Annotated in this window: 9 protein-coding genes; 6 read left to right on the top strand and 3 right to left on the bottom strand. The window is 38.8% G+C overall.

Features of this window, described 5'->3' with window-relative positions; all coding sequences use genetic code 11:
- Positions 1-248 precede the first annotated feature (248 nt).
- Both CWB85_RS21495 and CWB85_RS21490 read right to left on the bottom strand, forming a co-directional pair.
- Positions 249-980, bottom strand: coding sequence for a FadR/GntR family transcriptional regulator (locus tag CWB85_RS21495; RefSeq protein ID WP_029215947.1), 732 nt, complete (start codon positions 978-980; stop codon positions 249-251).
- 669 nt (positions 981-1,649) lie between these two features.
- The gene (locus tag CWB85_RS21490) at positions 1,650-5,102 is read right to left on the bottom strand and encodes a glycoside hydrolase family protein (protein ID WP_138555987.1); all 3,453 of its coding nucleotides are present in this window, start codon (positions 5,100-5,102) and stop codon (positions 1,650-1,652) included.
- A gap of 327 nt (positions 5,103-5,429) precedes the next feature.
- Between CWB85_RS21490 and CWB85_RS21485 the strand changes: the two genes are divergently transcribed.
- The 6 genes from CWB85_RS21485 to CWB85_RS21460 all read left to right on the top strand — a co-directional run bounded on the left by CWB85_RS21485 (position 5,430) and on the right by CWB85_RS21460 (position 15,921).
- Positions 5,430-6,347, top strand: a complete 918-nt coding sequence (locus CWB85_RS21485) for a carbohydrate kinase family protein (protein ID WP_016706347.1) — start codon at positions 5,430-5,432, stop codon at positions 6,345-6,347.
- Positions 6,348-6,577: 230 nt separating this feature from the next.
- Positions 6,578-9,520, top strand: a complete 2,943-nt coding sequence (locus tag CWB85_RS21480) for a SusC/RagA family TonB-linked outer membrane protein (protein ID WP_138555986.1) — start codon at positions 6,578-6,580, stop codon at positions 9,518-9,520.
- A 29-nt stretch (positions 9,521-9,549) separates the two neighbouring features.
- Positions 9,550-11,259: a RagB/SusD family nutrient uptake outer membrane protein gene (locus CWB85_RS21475; protein ID WP_138555985.1), complete on the top strand. Its 1,710-nt coding sequence runs from the start codon at positions 9,550-9,552 to the stop codon at positions 11,257-11,259.
- A 59-nt stretch (positions 11,260-11,318) separates the two neighbouring features.
- Positions 11,319-12,656: a sugar porter family MFS transporter gene (locus CWB85_RS21470; protein WP_138555984.1), complete on the top strand. Its 1,338-nt coding sequence runs from the start codon at positions 11,319-11,321 to the stop codon at positions 12,654-12,656.
- A complete protein-coding gene (locus tag CWB85_RS21465; RefSeq protein ID WP_138555983.1) occupies positions 12,643-14,655 on the top strand; it encodes a glycoside hydrolase family 32 protein in 2,013 nt (670 codons plus the stop codon). The genes CWB85_RS21470 and CWB85_RS21465 overlap by 14 nt, the downstream gene beginning before the upstream one ends.
- Positions 14,656-14,715: 60 nt before the next feature.
- Positions 14,716-15,921, top strand: coding sequence for an oligosaccharide MFS transporter (locus CWB85_RS21460; RefSeq protein WP_016706342.1), 1,206 nt, complete (start codon positions 14,716-14,718; stop codon positions 15,919-15,921).
- Here the strand turns inward: CWB85_RS21460 and CWB85_RS21455 are convergent.
- Positions 15,902-16,897, bottom strand: a complete 996-nt coding sequence (locus tag CWB85_RS21455; protein WP_138555982.1) for a LacI family DNA-binding transcriptional regulator — start codon at positions 16,895-16,897, stop codon at positions 15,902-15,904. The two genes, CWB85_RS21460 and CWB85_RS21455, sit on opposite strands and share 20 nt — an antisense overlap.
- Positions 16,898-17,598: the final 701 nt, after the last annotated feature.

The raw sequence follows: 17,598 nt of genomic DNA, 5'->3' as shown, positions 1-17,598 counted from the left end.
TCTAGCGGGCTAAATAAAGCGCTAACTGCGTTATAAATTTTTCATGTAGAACAACTACATGTCAAAATTTATGCCTTGTTATCACTCCATTTATCTGTCGCTATAAATTGTCAGTAACTTAACACGATTGGTATTATTTTTAGCTTAGTCGCAGAATATACCAGGGGATTTAGTGCAGATATAGAACGACAAGGATACAAATAGATAAAGGCACAGTAATGTGCCTTTTAAGGGGATTTAAATTTCTTTTACTGTGTTAAATGAGAGATAGAATACAAACCACGTGTTTCACTGGTTTTACGCTTTATTTCTTCCAATGCTTTTTTCTCACTGGCAGCGAAAAGCGCATTGATCAGGCGGTTAAAGTGATTATGCATCGCTTTACGCGCCGCTGATGAATCATGACTTGCGATAGCGTCATAGATAGATGTGTGCTCTTGTAAACGTTGTTCATCACTTTGTGAACATACATCATCATAAGCCGCAATAATTTGCGATTCAGTGCGCCTGAGTTTCCATAAATTTTGGATAGACATAACAATAGCGTTATTGCGCGTTGATTTTGCAATTATTTCATGAAAACGTTGATCTGCCTCAATAGCAAGCTCAGGTATTTGCATATCGGCTAGGCTTTGCTTTAAAGCAGCCAGCTCGTGCTCTTGAATTGTTGCTGCGGCTAATGCAGCTGCCTCTGCCTCAACTAATGCTCGTGCCTGCGTCAATTCAAATGCACTGATAGGTTGGTCGCTAACGGTAACTTTGTTGCTATCAGTGACAAAAACCCCAGAGCCTGTTTTTACTTCAACACGACCTCTGACTTCAAGCGCGATAATCGCTTCGCGAATTGTTGGCCTACTTACTTGGTGAGTTTCTGCTAATTCACGTTCTGCTGGTAAGCGGCTACCAACATGATAGACACCTTGATCTATCGCGGCTTCTAACTTATCAACAACGTTCCAAAAACGTCTGCGCCTCTTCATTTTACATTCCCCATTTTTTATATACTGCGATTGCATGTTAGTGAGTTAAATTAGTAAGCGACAGATAAAGAGAAAATTACGTCGCTTAATTGGTAAATAAATTGGTAAAAAAATAACCTTAATTGGTAAGTTACCTTTCTTATTTTACCTTGTCAATTTGCTTTTGTTTTTTATTTAACACAAGGCGTTAGCATTGATTAAAATTATCTAAGTTAATTAAGTATTATTATCATTTTAAACACTTTTAATCGCTAAATATGGCTAATAATTTTCCACCTCTACAGGCTTGATTTCCTTGTAATGGTACAGCATTTACCGCAGCAAATCACTTCTGCTTAGTCATAAGTAATTAATAAATGCTTTCTCGCACTAAGTAGCGAAAATTCTATTTAATTATAGAGTAAATAAACATAATTATTGGCCAGCAAAGTTAATCTTAGAGCGTGCATTAGTTCTGATGATTTGATCTATAAATGTGATTGGATTTTGAACTTCCATGTATATTATATTAATCAACAAAATCATTGTCATATTTAAATTGGGTTTAAGAAGTAGATTTAAATAAAAAGGTCATGTAGATAGCGCTGCTAGCTTGGTGAACTAAATGTTTTAAAGTTGAACTCTTAAGAAACCTCTGAGGTTCTAGTTAAAAACCTCAGAGGTAGTTTATTAAGGTTTTGTTGCCTCAGTGAAACGCGTCATTTCACTTATATTAAGTGTGCCTTGTTTACTATAGATGCCAACTTGACGTTTGTCTAAATCATAAAGTCTAAAGCTTAGTGCTCTAAAATCATTGATATATGCGGTGCCAAAGCCACTTTCTGGTTGTAAAAGAAGATCCACTGTTATGCCCTGTTTTAAATCAATTGGAACGACAACTTGTGAGTCTATTCGGTTTTCTGAAGTAGGTGCTGATTGCTCACCCAGTACCGCAGGTAATGCTGCTGCTCTAAATTCATCAGCTAGAAGGTAAGCTAAGCTGTTGTCTGAGCCGTCGTCATTATGTAGATCAATAAACTGTATAAAGGCTGTTTTTCCAATGAACTCTTCAACATCCCAGGTTGCCCACTGTATGCTGAGTTTATTATTCTCATCGGGTTGCGTATCTTTACCTGATTGACTGCGTACAATTTGGCCGTCAACTACAAGCACAACTGCAGTTGCTTTTGGATGGTCGAACTGGTTTGAACCCCCACCTATTTTGAAATTAATATATTGCTGTGAGATCACAAATGACGGGCTATCCATTGTTCCTGTTGCAGAATTTCCGATCCAGCCTAATGCTGTGCCATCTTCATCAAAGCCATCTGCAAAACTCGAGAAAACTCGTTCGCCAACATTGTTGCTTACATCGCCACCCCACCAACCTCCATCTAGCTTAGAAAAGTCTCCGGTTAGATTAGTAAAACCGTGGGCTGCTAGGGTGTTATAACCGCCGCAGCAAAATTCAAAACCAGCTATATGCTGAGTTAGATCTTCTTCACGACGGAATAAAGGTTCACCTTCTAGTTCAGGTGTGAGGGTGACGTTAGAGCTTGATTGAGAGAGTGAATCGCCGAAATAAAAAGTGGCTGTTTCTGTGGCTGTGTTTATTTCTATACTAGCCGTTTGCGTACTCTCTTCATAGGCAGGAAAGACCAGAGCAAATCGGTTGTCGGTATCGTCACTTGAAATATTAAAATGAAGACGGTTGATTTTATTGTTACTACCTAGTAGCACTTGATCACCTGGTGAAACCAATAGTGAATTATCATTATTGGTTTGTGCTGATTGGGTTTGTGTATCTTCATCTACTGGTGTAGCTAATGCGCTTAAGTACTGCTCAGGTATTGATACCGCTAGTTCTCCCGATTCAGTCATTGATATTTGATGGATTGCTAAGTCACCGCCAAAATCAGCGCGGCCTATATTCGAACGAGTATTTTTATGGGCAACCCAACCAAACATCAAGGTTTGAGTAGGGGAGCTTGCAGTTCTCCCTGCATAGTAAAATTCTCCATCGAGTGAAGGGTATTTACCAGTTATCCACGAGTCTTCATTTTTTACTAAATATTTTACATCTCGCTCATGATCATTTTGATCAGAATAAATGATTGCTTGTCCGTTATTGAAACTCACCCAATCAGGAACTTCAAAGTTAAGTGGTTTATCTGCAGTATAAATCGGCTGTTGTGCCTGCCAAGTTTTGAGATCGCTAGAAGTATAAAGAGCAATAGCTGCATCTTCGTTATAGCGGCTCGTTAATAACATCCAGTAGTTGTTAGTTTGTTCATTATAAAAGACTTCAGGATCACGAAAATCAAAGTCGCTGTATGATCCTGTACCACTGAATGTGTTATTAACTTGCTTTTCCCATTTAGTCAGCGTGTTATCTGTTGCTGTTGCATGCATAACAGCTTCAACAGGAGAGAAATCGAGGTTATGTCCTGAGTAAAATAAATGAGCCATGTTGTCATTATCTTTAATAACACTCCCAGAGCCCGTCCACTGGTCTTGTGTTTGTGCATCGCCCGTCGCTTCTAGCACTCGTTGTGGAAAAGTACCGTTAATTAAATCCGTAGTACGCGTTAGATACCAATCATGAAATGCTGTGTCAATTAAGTAATAAATATAAAACTCACCGTTTAAAAATACCGGGTTAGGGTCTGCCATAGTTAATGGTAACGGTATCGAGTGTTGATTCAGTTGGGTGACGATACTTTCACTTGAAGGCTCAACGGCGGCATAATCGGATAATTTAAATTCATCTGCCATAATAAAAGCCAGTGCTGCTTCGTCAGCAGTGTTATCTTGGTCAATGATTTCAATAACAGCCGTTTCACCGATTAAGCTATTAACATCCCAAGTAAACCAGTCGAGCTTGTCTGATAGCCCATTACCTGTAGCATGCCTAACTATTTTGCCATTTATTCGTAGGACAATTGCCGTTGCTTTTTCACTATCAAATGGGTTTGTACCACCGCCAATTAGAAAGTTAATATAACTATGTGTAATCGTGAATGGGGGTGAAGATAGCGTGCCAGTGGCTTCGTTTCCAATCCAACCTAGCTGGGTCCCGTCAGCGAGGAAACCATCCGCTCTACTAGAAAAAATTCTTTCACCAACATGATTCGTGATGTCTGCAGCCCACCAACCACCATCTAATTTGGCCATATCGCCAGTCGCTCTAAAATCATGATTTGCATAGGTATTAAATTTACCGCAACAGAATTCAAATCCCGCAATATTCTGTTCTGCATTTGACACGCGAGAAAATGCGGTTTGACCCGTACTCGCAGGCGCAGTGGTTGTTTGTATAGCCTTTATTAATTTACTATTTTGACTAGGCACTTTGGCTGCACTGTCAGCTTGGCGAATTTCGTCGACCAATAAATAAGGTAAGTCAGTATCTGAATTATCATCAGAGTGATGATCAATAAATTTAATTTGCGCTTGTTGAGAGTTAAACTCGCTAACATCCCATGTTTGCCAATCAACTTGCATAGCAGCATTGGTTCCACTTGCTTGGCGAACTATCTTATTATCAATTAAAAGCGCAATTGCAGTTGTATTAGCGTCTGTTACACCATTATTACCACCACCAATTAAAAAATTGATATAGTTTGATTGTATTGTAAATTTAGGACTTACCATCGAACCTGTCGACGCAAAGCCTAGTTGGCCAAGTGCCTCACCTTCTAAGTTAAAGCCATCTGCAAAACTAGAAAATACGCGCTCACCTAAGTGACCTGAGATATCTGCAGCCCAAAAACCACCGTCTAACTGTGCAAAATCACCTGTTAGCTTATCAAACCCGTGAGCTTGATAAGTGTTATAACCACCACAACAAAATTCAAAGCCAGACAGTGCTTGCTCAGAATTTTCTGGGTTGAAAAATAATGGCTGACCTTCGCTTTCTGGGTTGCTGGTTATTGGAATGTCATCTGTATTTGCCTCGTCATCGCTATCATTTTCATTTTTATTTATGACGTCATCTACAGTTTGTCCGTCTTCAAGAATGATGAGTGCATAATCATCTTCTTGTTGGGTTTTGTTATCACCAGAGCAAGCCGCTGTTAAAGATAGTAATACCGCAAGCCCTGTTTTTTTCCAGCAAAGAGTGATGTTTTGCTTTGTTTTCATGTTAATTCCTCGACAACTTTTTGTTGTGCTTGTGTGTGATTGTTTTTATTAATCAATTAATTAGACAAGAGCTGCGTTAGTTGCGAGTAGCTTTTTTGCCATTAATAAAAGGCTAACCCAGCAAATAAACAACGTTGTCTTTTTTTAAGGTAGATGGTATCTTTATTTTTTGCAACATGAATTTTACATAATAATCTTAATCATGTTGCGAGAACAACTTTACTATTCGTCGCCATTTCCCTTGACTTGGCTCGAAGATATCGTTGCTGATTTATGGTGTAAAAACTTATTTGGCAAATGACCTAAATAATATAAGAGGGCAACTCGGTGAGTATTGTAATAAGCAAAAAAAGAGCTGAAGAAATCAATTTAACATGTTTTGGTGAAGTGCTATGGGACTGTTTTGATTCTGGTAAGCGTTTAGGTGGTGCGCCATTAAATATGTGTTTTCGCTTTAATTCACTTGGTTTAAAAGCGCATATGATTAGCGCGGTTGGAAACGATGAATTAGGTCAAGCATTACTATCTGAAATTAACGAAAAAGGGCTCTCTACAGAATTAATTTCTGTTCATGAATCTAAGCCAACAAGTCTTGTTGAAGTGGTACTTGATAAAAATGGTTCTGCTCAGTATCAAATTATTACAGATACAGCTTGGGATAATATTAGTTTAACTGAGCAGATCAGGAATACAGTTAAAAATACTGATATCTTTGTTTTTGGTAGCTTAATTGCTAGAACTGAGGGGTCTTTTAATACCTTAAATCAACTGCTAGCTGACGCGAACTTTAAAGTTTTTGATGTTAATTTACGTGCACCTCACTATCAATTAGAAAAATTAGTCGCTTTAATGAATCAAGCTGATTTCATTAAGCTCAATGACGATGAGTTATATGAGATTGCTAAGTTAATGGGGAGTAAATATCATTCACTTGAACAGAATTTAGCATTTATAGCTAAACAAACACATACAGACTATTTATGTGTTACCAAAGGGAATCACGGGGCTTTGCTGTCTATAAAAGGTAAAAACTATTATAACTCAGGTTATCACGTTGATGTAGTTGATACGGTTGGAGCTGGGGATTCTTTTTTAGGCTCACTTATATATCAACTCTGCATGGAAAGCCCACCACAACAAGCTATAAATTTTGCTTGTGCTGTTGGGGCAATGGTCGCTCAACAACAAGGGGCTACGCCAATTTTATCTCATCAATTAATAAATGCATTTATTGAACCGCAATAAAGAACAATAGCGTCTTAGAGTAAAGATATCCTAAAAGAATTTGTAATTTATGTTGAAGTTATGTTTTCTTAGTGTTAAAAAGACAACGTTGTTTAAAATGAACTGGAAGTATTATCGTTTTACTCACCTAGTAAAGCTTTTAACTTTGGGTATTATAAAAAAGCAAAAAGACAACGTTGTTAATCTGTAAGTATCTACCTTAATGAATTTGACAAATGGGGACACACACAATGCAAAGATTTCGCAAAAAGCAACTTGCTACGAGCATAAGTACTGTATTAGTAGGTTTGATCTTACCGTACAGTTCTATAGTAGCTTCACAGGAAGCACCAGAGCCAGCAGAGGATGATGGAATTGAAATTATCGAAGTTTCCTATGGTTATGGCAGTGTTAAAAAAGATGATTTAACCGGCGCAATAAGTACGGTTAAGTTGGAAGATGTCGTTGATATGCCCTCTGGTAATATTATGCAAAATCTACAAGGTAGAGTGCCTGGCTTACAAATTACAACTAATGGCTCTCCTGACTCTACTGCAACGGTAAGGATACGTGGTCAAGGTTTAGGACCACTTGGAAATAACGACCCACTGTATGTAATTGATGGTATTCCTACAAAGTCAGGAATGCATGAGCTTAATAGTCATGATATTGCTGATATTCAGGTTTTACGTGATGCCGCAGCCGCAAGTATATTTGGTGCGCGTTCAGGTAACGGTGTAATTGTTATTACAACAAAAAAAGGCAGTGAAGGGCTGGATTTTAATTTTTCAGTTAATCAGTCTCAAGATGACTACAGCTATGATCTAAATCCACTCAATACCAAACAGCGTGGGCAAGTTGTATGGCAGGCGGCTGTTAATGACGGGTCAGATCCAAACGCAGCAAGCCCTTTATACAGCTATGATTGGAATGGTGACTACAATAACCCACAGTTAAACTCAGTAATTCTTCCTACGTATACCGATCCTCAACAAGTTCAGCGCCCTGCCGACACAAACTGGTTTGATGAGGTCACTAGAACAGCTAAAGTCACAGATCTTAATTTTTCATTATCTGGCGGCTCTGAAAATGCTTCTATTTATAGTTCCTTAGGTTACTTTAATTCAGAAGGTGTTGTTGATGGATCGGAGTTTGAACGCATTAGTTTTAGGGTTAACTCTGATTACCAACTAACCGATAAATTAAAAGTGGGTGAAAACTTCACTGTCACTAATCAAGAATCTAACTTAATAAATGCCCGAGCGGGTGAGATTTTAGGTCTGGCAATTGAACAGCAATCTATTGTGCCTGTTTACAATGATGAAGGTGGCTGGGGTGGGCCTGTTCCAGGTGTTACTGACCGTGATAATCCAGTTAGAATAATTGAAATGAATCGCGATAATGTTAGTCGCTTCAATAAGTTGATGGGTAATATATTTGTTGAATATGAGGCTATAGAAGGGTTAACTCTAAAAAGCACCGTGGGCCTTGATTATGGTCAATATTACTTTCGAAACTATACCCGCGCTTTTCAAGCTGGTTCATTGAACTATGGAGATCAGCTTTCAGTGACTGAAAACTGGAATAGCAGCTTCACTTGGACAAATACAGCACAGTATGATTTAGATGTTGGTGATAATCACAGCTTTGTTTTTTTAGCGGGCACGGAACAAATAGATTATGAGTACGAAGGTTCGGTAGGTTTTGGTTCTGGTTTTGCCTCTGATGATCGTGACTATGCACATTTATCACAAGCAACGGGAGATGTGCGTGTTGAAGGTGATGGTGACAAGTGGTCACTTAATTCTTACTTTGCTCGAATGGACTATAACTATGATGATCGCTACCTCGCTGGGCTTACAATTCGTCGCGATGGGTCGTCACGTTTTGGTAGTAATAACAGTTATGGTAATTTTCCTGCGGCTTCAGCTGGCTGGGTTGTAAGTAATGAATCATTTTATGATATTGAGTTTTTAAGCACCTTAAAAGTACGAGCTAGTTGGGGTAAAACAGGTAATCAAGAAATTCCCACTGACGCAACATATACAACCTATCTTAGTCGTTATGCTACGCAATCATTGTTTACTGACTTACAAGATGAAGGTACCGCTTATGATATAGGCGGTGCAAATGGTGGAACGCTACCATCAGGTTTTGTTAAAGCACAAACAGGCAATGATGACCTAAAATGGGAAACTTCAACGCAAACAAATATCGGCATTGATTTTGGTATGCGTTATGACACGATTTACGGCAGCATCGATTGGTTTGAAAAAACCACTGACGATATCTTAACGCTTACTAACCCAATTGCGACACTTGGCGAAGGTGCACAGCAATGGGTCAATGGTGGCACGATAGAAAACAGCGGCTTTGAATTTATTATAGGTTATGCTGATTATCTTACATTCGATAGCTTGGATGATGATATTGATGTTGATATAAGTTTTAACGTTTCCTCCGCTAAAAACAAAGTTGTTTCCCTTCCTGAAGATGTTGTTAATTCATTTGGTGGCAATGGAGCTGATAAAACAATTGTTGGCCATTCCATTAACTCTGTATATGGCTACGTTGCCGATGGTCTCTTTCAAAATCAAGCTGAAATTGATGCACATGCAACGCAATCTGGTGCCGGCTTAGGAAGAGTGCGTTGGCAAGATCTTGATGGCAATGGTGTCATAGATGAGAACGATCAGACATTCTTTGCAGATACCGATCCTGACTTTATGTATGGCTTGAATATGAACTTTAAATACAAAGGTTGGGACTTTACGATGTTTTGGCAAGGTGTTGAAGGCGGCCAAATTCGTAATGGTTGGCGTGGGTTCACAGACTTCACTTCACTCAATATAGGTTCTAATTACGGGGATCGCGTACTTGATGCTTGGTCAATCAATAATACTGATACTAATGTTCCTGCTTTAACTGCCATTGATAATAATGGGGAAGGTCGTCAATCGAGCCTGTTTTGGGAAGATGGAACTTACCTTAAATTACGTAACTTATCTATAGGGTACAGCCCCGATGAACAATGGTTGAGCCAATACGGTATAAGTTCTGCGCGTATTTATCTACAGGGTAGTAATTTATTAACAATTACACCTTCTGGGACGCTTAGCCAAGATCCAGAGACACCAGATGGTACTTTCCCTATTCCAAGACGTATCACGTTAGGCGTGAACCTTTCTTTTTAATTAAAACGACAACGATACGAGCACAAATTATGAATAAAATTAAAACAGTTTTTGCAGCGACAGCATTGGCCCTTTCTGTAGCGTCGTGCGGTGGTTCTGATCTTGATGTGGCACCATCAGGAGTATTAACACAAGAGCAGGTTTCTAATAGCGAAAATATAGATGCGTTAATTATTGCAGCTTACTCATATTTAGGTAATGACCATTACACTGCGCCAAACTTTCTTTGGCCGACAGGTAACCTACGTGCAGGTGATGCTCATAAAGGTGGAAACGGGCCAGGAGATATTTTTGCTTATCATGCCTTATCCTTGTATCAACCTTTAGTGCCTGATATGGAGTCTTTTCCGCCAGATCTAATTGACTTGAATAACAAAAAGTGGACGCGGAATTATACAGGTATATCTCGTGCCAATGCCGCTTTGTCCGTTATACAAAATGCTTCACCAGAGATCGAAGATAGTGCAGCTAAACAAGCTGAATTACGATTTATCCGCAGCATTTTTTACTTTGATCTGAAAATTCATCACAAGCATATTCCTTGGATTGATGAGAGCATGAGTCAAGATCAAATATTAACTGCAACTAACCGTGATTTCACGGACCAAGAACTGTGGGACAAGATTGCAGCAGATTTTGAGTTCGCAGCCAATAATTTGCCAAATACCCAAGAGGATGTTGGTAGAGCTTCAGCTTTATCTGCTAAAGCTTATTTAGCTAAAACACTATTGTATCAGGCCTATGAACAAGATGAGTTACACCAAGTAGTTAATATTAATAAGGATAAATTAGCGAAAGTGGTGACGCTTGTTGATGAAATTGAGGCAGCGGGCGTATACGACTTATTTGAGGATTACGCTGATAATTTTTTATTTGAAAGCGAAAATGGCAAAGAATCAGTGTTTGCCATTCAGCGCTCCTTAAATGACGGTTCACCCGATGGCAGAGGAAGTTGGCCGAGTGCGTTAAACGCGCCAATGGCTGGAGGTTTTGGTTGCTGTGGTTTTCATGTTCCAACCGAAAACTTTGTCAATGCTTTTAAAACCGACGAACAGGGTTTACCACAATTTGAAACATTTAATGACTTTAATTATGACATGACCAGTGACTCTGTTGACCCTCGTTTGGATCATACCGTCGCAATGGAAGGTAAACCGTTTAAATACGATGAAACGTTAATTCATGGTGGGGATAGCTGGGCGAGGGCGCCAGGAATTTATGGCAATTTTACAGCGATGAAAGACTTAGAACATCCTGATTGTAGCTGCCGTGGAGAAAATGGTCCTTTCCCTATCTTCTCGCTTAATACGCCATTAATTCGATACTCAGATGTTCTGCTTTGGAAAGCAGAAGCGTTAATTGAATTAGATCGATTTGACGAAGCCTTGACAATCATTAACCGCATCCGCTCAAGAGCTCAGCAGAGCACAGGAAAATTACACAATGCGAGTATTTATAACATCGGCTTATACACCAGCTTTGACTCTAAAGAGCAAGCGCGCACTGCATTGCGATTTGAACGCCGCCTTGAATTAGGATTAGAAGGCCATCGCTTTTTTGACTTAGTACGTTGGGGGATAGCAAAAGAAACTATTGACGGTTACTTATCAGTTGAGGCTGTAAGAAAACCTTATTTAGTTGACGCTATTTTTACCAAAGGGAAGCATGAGTATTTACCTATTCCAAATCAGCAAATGATTTTGAGTGGTGGCTCTTATACACAAAACCCAAATTACTAATCTGTAGGCGAAGGTGAGCCTAGCTCACCTTCGGCAACATTAAGTCAAAAAGAGTTATTATGAAAAAAATTATTTATTGGTCAATAACGGTCGCTGTAGCTGGCTTTTTATTTGGCTTTGATACGGCGGTTATATCTGGAGCAGATAAACCGATCCAAGCCTTGTGGAATACAAGTTCGTTATTTCACGGTTTATTTATTATGTCATCCGCATTGTGGGGAACATTACTCGGCGCATTAGGTGGAAATTATCCTTGTGATAAGTGGGGTCGAAAACCAACGTTAATTTTAGTTGGCGTGCTATTTTTTATTTCAGCACTTGGATCTGCAATGGCTCAAGACCCTTATACTTTTGCCTTGCTAAGATTTATTGGCGGAGTTGGGGTCGGTATTTCATCAATTGTTGTGCCTGCCTATATCTCAGAAATTGCGCCAGCCAAGTTTCGTGGCCGCTTAGTCGCTCTTTATCAATTTCAAATTGTGTTTGGTATTTTAGTTGCGTTTGTTTCTAATTTCTTAATAGCGGGTACGTCAGCGATTGATTGGCGCTTAATGCTTGGGGTTGAGGTTATTCCGGCTTTAATTTATTTACTAATGATTTTAAAAGCACCTGAAAGTCCTCGTTGGTTGATTCAAAAGAAAAATCAAATAAGTAAAGCGCGAGCAATTTTGATTGACTTAGGTGAAGCAAATCCTGATAGCGTTTTAGCGGCGATTGAAAGTGATAAAAAAAAGCATACAGAGTCAAAACTGTTTGGTGGCGCTTACAAAAAAGCTGCTTGGTTTGCATTTCTATTTGCTGCTTTCAACCAATTATCAGGTATTAATTTCATTATTTATTATGCACCACGTGTATTCGAACTCGCGGGTCTAGATGTGAACCAATCTTTATTGTCTGGTGCTGGTATTGGTATGGTTAACTTATGCTTTACCATGCTTGGTTTATCTTTAATCGATAAATTTGGACGCCGTTCGCTGATGTACATAGGGTCAATCGGTTATGTTCTTTCGTTAACTGTTATCGCATGGGCGTTTAGTACGGGGACTGGTGGTTTGACGGTTGTTGCGTTTGTCTTTGTATTTATAGCTGCGCATGCGATAGGCCAAGGAACCGTGATTTGGGTCTTTATTGCTGAAATCTTCCCTAACACAGTACGTTCAAAGGGGCAGTCTCTAGGCTCAGGTACACATTGGTTCTTTGCTGCTGCTATTACACTACTGATGCCATTTTTCTTAGAGCAATTTAGCCCAGCAGAAGTCTTCGGTTTTTTCACTTTAATGATGTTAGGGCAATTGATTTTTGTCGCTTGGTTTATGCCTGAAACAAAGGGGCGCTCATTAGAGGACATTTCACTTAATTCAAAAGATAAGCATGGAGTATTAGATGCGAACGGTTAATTTAATTTTAATTTCATCATTTTTAACGGCGTGTGGTATGAATAATCAGACTAATGATAGCAACCAAAAACTAGTTGAGCAGCCTGATACAGAGTTGTTTCGTCCTGCATATCACTTTACACCACCTAAAAATTGGATGAATGATCCCAATGGTATGGTGTACTACCAAGGCGAATATCACCTTTTCTATCAACATAACCCAGATTCATCAGTTTGGGGCCCAATGCATTGGGGGCATGCTATAAGTAAAGACATGGTTCATTGGGAGCATCAAGAAATAAAGCTTTATCCAGATGAGCATGGAACTATATTTTCTGGTAGCGCTGTAGTTGATTGGCAAAACAGTAGTGGTTTTGGCAGTAAAGAAAATCCACCTTTGGTTGCGATGTACACCTATCATGATGAGGAAAAATCTGCACAAGGAGCGATTGATTTCCAAACCCAAGGATTAGCATACAGTGTAGATAAAGGGCGCACGTGGAAAAAATATGAAAATAATCCAGTTTTAAAAAACCCTGGCATTCGTGATTTTCGTGACCCCAAAGTAAACTGGCATGAACCAACTCAGCAGTGGACAATGGTGCTTGCCCAGGATGATCATATTGGTTTTTATACATCAAAAAACCTAAAAGATTGGCAGTTTGAAAGTAATTTTGGACTGGAGTGGGGGAGTCACGCTGGAGTATGGGAATGTCCAGACTTGATTCGAGTGAAAGTAGAGGGAACGGATCAATATAAATATGTTTTATTAGTTAGTATTAATCCAGGGGCACCAAATGGTGGCTCGGGAACACAGTACTTTGTTGGCGATTTTGATGGAAAACAATTTACTTTAGACGAAGAATATCAGCAGAAGCTGGCTTCTACACCTGCTGTCTTTCCTAAAGGACTAAATTTTTCAGACTTTAAAAATGGCTTAAGTAAATGGCAGGTAACAGGTAATGCATTCCATGTAGAAAATGACCAGCAAGGAAATGCAGTGCTCAGCTCTTTTAATCAATCAGATAAAGCAACGGGTACGATATTATCTCAGCCTTTTACAATCAACCATGACTATATCAATTTTAAAATAGCTGGTGGAAAGCATGAAAATAGCACCGTAATGCAACTATTAATTAATGGTGAAATAGTTAAAAGTGCTAAGGGGAATAATTCAGGTAATATGGTTGAGAGAGCGTGGGATGTTAGTAATCTTAAAGCTAAACAAGGACAAATAAAAATTATTGATACCGAGGAAGGTGACTGGGGGCATGTCAAAGTTGCAGATATAACTTTCTCAGACGAAGCGGCCAAAGCAAAGGTTGAACCTTCAATTTGGTTAGATTATGGTACTGATAATTATGCAGGTGTAACTTTTTCTGATACTCAAGAGAACCGTCATTTGTTTATGGGGTGGATGAGTAATTGGCAATACGCTAATGTTGTGCCAACAACTACATGGCGTAGCGCTATGACAATTCCCCGGGAACTAAAGTTAGTGGATACGGCTCAAGGGGTTCGTGTAGCATCAGAGCCAGTTAAAGAACTACAAAGTGTTCTGTCCGAGCCTCAAATTAAGACTAAGCTCACGGGTAAAAATAGTTATCAACTTGATGAATTATTTAATATTATCCCAGGGCAGTTTAAATTTAGTTTTAACTTTATAAATGACAACCAAGCTGTTGATATTATACTGAGTGCTGACTCAGGTGAGCAGACAGTGCTAACACTTGACCCTGTGAAGGGAGTTATGACCTTAGATAGGACGCAAGCAGGCTTAAGTGACTTTGAGCCAGGCTTTGCATCTATTCAAACGGGGCCACTCGACAAAGGTCTTGAGCAATATGATATTGAAGTATGGGTTGATAAAGCCTCAATAGAAGTATTTGTAAATCAAGGGATAGGTACAATGACATCTATTGTTTTTCCAACGCAGGCTTATCATAAAGTGAATGTAAATGCAGCACAGGAAGTATCTCTGAGTGAAATCCAGCTAAATAATATTATTGGAAATAACTAACTTTTGAGCGGCTCTAAAATAATTTAGCGCCGCTATTTTTTGTCTGAGGCTATGCGATTTATGAGTAGCAATTACCGGCTATTAAGTGCAATTTTTTTCGTGTATTTCATGGCATGGTCTTTTTCATTTTCGCTCTTTCCTATTTGGCTTAGTCAAGAAGTTGGCCTTAGTGGCGAAGAAGTTGGTATCGTCTTTAGTATTAACTCACTTATGGCTTTATTTATTATGCCTTACTACGGCATATTCCAAGATAAGTTAGGCCTTAAAAAAACGCTCCTGTATTTTATTGTATCTTTCATGTTGTTAATTGGCCCATTTGTTAATTATGTTTATGAGCCTTTATTACACAACTACTTTTACGTTGCAGTGGTACTAGGGGGACTGGTCTTTTCATTTGCATTTTTAGCAGGCGTCGGTGTTTTAGAAAGTTATATTGATAAACAAAGCCGAATTGCCAATTTTGAATTTGGAAAAGCAAGAATGTGGGGATCGTTTGGTTGGGCCCTGGCAAGCTATTTTACAGGACTCTCGTTTAACCTTGACCCCAATCTAAATTATTGGCTGTCTAGTATTGCTGCCGTTTGTTTAATCGGGTTGTTATTTTTTGTTAAAGTTAACTTACCAAACCAAGACGTATCACAACCTTGTTTTGTTTCAATATCTCGTCAATGTAAAGAGTTTATTGAAATAACAGGTCTTTGGCGGTTAAGTGTATTTGTGGTTGGTGTTAGTTGTATTTATGGTGTTTTTGATCAGCAGTTTGCAATTTACTACACGACATTTTTTGCAACACAAGAACTAGGGCGTGAATACTTTGGTTACTTAACATCCGCACAAGTGATTTTAGAAGCTTTTGCTATGTACTTAGCCGTTAAATGGGTCAATAAATTAGGCGTAAAGAGTTCATTACTATTAAGTGGCGTGCTAATGGCGTTAAGAATTTATTTTTCCGGAGTTGTTGAGGATGCATGGGGTATAAGCTTTTTAAAGTTAACGCATGCAATAGAGCTTCCGCTGATGTTGATTGCACTATTTAAATACATAAATATGCACTTTGAGGCTAAGTACTCTGCCATGATTTATATTATTGGTTTTCAATTTACGGTACAGCTTATGGCATCAATATTAGCAATTATAGTTGGCGGAATATATGACCAGTTAGGGTATGCGCTAACTTATCAATATTTAGGAATGATTGTGTGTGTGTTCATTGTGGTATCGTGCTTTGTGTTAAAAGCTGATATTGCTAAAAAGAATCTCGTTTGATCAACTTAAACGGTAAATGTTGATGAACAATATCTGTGCGGCATGCAATGAGATATTCCATAGCCCAGCGCCCCATTTCATGATGTGGTAGTGCCATAGTGGTTAAATTTGGTTGTAATAACTCAGGGATGCTGCCCCAGTTATCGAAACTAGCGATACCAATATCTTCACCTATAATCATGCCTTTGTCATGGACTACAAAGTAAATTTCCATCGCCATAGGGTCTTGTCCACAAATTATTGCATCGGGCTTGAAGTTATCAATAATCCTGGCCGCAGACTCTCGAGATGTTGAGCGCTCAACGCCATCATCGTGCGTCACTATAACCGATTCTATTAACAGATCGCTTAATGGTAAACCGTGCTGTTTAAATGCTTTTATTACGCCTTCTTTTCGGCCTTTTGCAGCCACAATGTCTTCATTCAAATTTAGAAAAGCAATTCTACGATAGCCTTTATTTATTAATGCTGAAGCAATTTCTTCACCCGCTTGCACTTCATCAGGCACCACGCAGGGTAAGTTATTATCAACTGGGAAACAGTTGGCTAAAATGGTTGGGATTTTTTTTAATTCATCAGAAACTTGAACTGCACGATGATACATAGCTGAATATATAACGCCTTCAACTCTGTATTCTAAGAGGCTTTCTATTGCTCTATCTATACTTTCTTGGCTGTCGTTTACATTAAGAATGAGTAGTTCTTTGTTTGTTTTCCATGCAATTTCTTGCGCACCGCGGATTATATCAAATGTATACGGAACACTGAGCAGCTCATCGGCGATGATCGCATAAATATTGGAGTTTTTTCGTCTTGTTAGGCTTGCAGCTCTGTTCGGGCGATAGCCTAACTCTTTAATTGCTTTGAGCACTTTCTCACGATTGACATCTTTTACTGTGGAATCATGATTTACTACACGAGATACAGTTTTAAATGAAACACCAGCGTGGGCTGCTACTTGCTTAATTGTAACCATACTAAAATAATACCTCCTGTGATTAAGAACAGTATACCAGCAGATTGAGATTTATTTATATGTTTTTATGGCGGTTTTACAATGAATAATGAACATTTTATGCTGTTTAAACTTAAGGCCTTGCGGCGATTTTTATTGATTGAGATCAACAAAACAACATAGGAGAATAGGCATAATTCGCGGCTGTAATTTACACCCAAAAGTAAAACGGTGTGTTACGAATGTGTACTACGATTTAATGAAAAACAGTCAATACATGTTTTCATTTAAATCTATCTCACTGTTTTATAATGATTTTAATTGGAAGGGCTTATAAGTGGCTTTACTCATAAATAGTAAATGCATTAACTGTGATAGTTAATTAGGCTCCACCCAAAGTCTTTTAAAACAGTCTGTTACAATGTTGTGCTACGATTTGTGCTACGAATTCGTAAAATGTATTAGCACCCGACTAGTATCTAAAAAGTTTGCTGAAAAGGCAAATGGCAATAACTAAAGAGACGATGTTGGGGGGGCGTTTATGTGCCAAAACCGGACTATTGTACTAACTCGTTTATGCCCCAAAATAAGTTGAAGTAAATTCTCTAATGGCGACTTTGAGCGAGCAAGAGATGGTTCAAGTCGTTTAATGCTATTGGTTTTATTCTACAAAGCGGACGTTCCGCTAACGCATTTTTCGGCTTATAGTAATGTGAACTAGA

It is taken from the genome of Pseudoalteromonas sp. S1727 (assembly GCF_005886375.1).
Classification (GTDB): domain Bacteria; phylum Pseudomonadota; class Gammaproteobacteria; order Enterobacterales; family Alteromonadaceae; genus Pseudoalteromonas; species Pseudoalteromonas haloplanktis.
The sequence above is the reverse complement of the archived record's forward strand: the minus strand, read 5'-3'. Positions and strand labels throughout refer to the sequence as shown.

What these genes read in the sequence shown, in the direction of transcription:
- CWB85_RS21495 (WP_029215947.1), bottom strand. Translation starts at nt 980, where the DNA reads ATGAAGAGGCGCAGACGTTTTTGGAACGTTGTTGATAAGTTAGAAGCC.
- CWB85_RS21490 (WP_138555987.1), bottom strand. Translation starts at nt 5,102, where the DNA reads ATGAAAACAAAGCAAAACATCACTCTTTGCTGGAAAAAAACAGGGCTT.
- CWB85_RS21480 (WP_138555986.1), top strand. Translation starts at nt 6,578, where the DNA reads ATGCAAAGATTTCGCAAAAAGCAACTTGCTACGAGCATAAGTACTGTA.
- CWB85_RS21475 (WP_138555985.1), top strand. Translation starts at nt 9,550, where the DNA reads ATGAATAAAATTAAAACAGTTTTTGCAGCGACAGCATTGGCCCTTTCT.
- CWB85_RS21470 (WP_138555984.1), top strand. Translation starts at nt 11,319, where the DNA reads ATGAAAAAAATTATTTATTGGTCAATAACGGTCGCTGTAGCTGGCTTT.
- CWB85_RS21465 (WP_138555983.1), top strand. Translation starts at nt 12,643, where the DNA reads ATGCGAACGGTTAATTTAATTTTAATTTCATCATTTTTAACGGCGTGT.
- CWB85_RS21460 (WP_016706342.1), top strand. Translation starts at nt 14,716, where the DNA reads ATGAGTAGCAATTACCGGCTATTAAGTGCAATTTTTTTCGTGTATTTC.
- CWB85_RS21455 (WP_138555982.1), bottom strand. Translation starts at nt 16,897, where the DNA reads ATGGTTACAATTAAGCAAGTAGCAGCCCACGCTGGTGTTTCATTTAAA.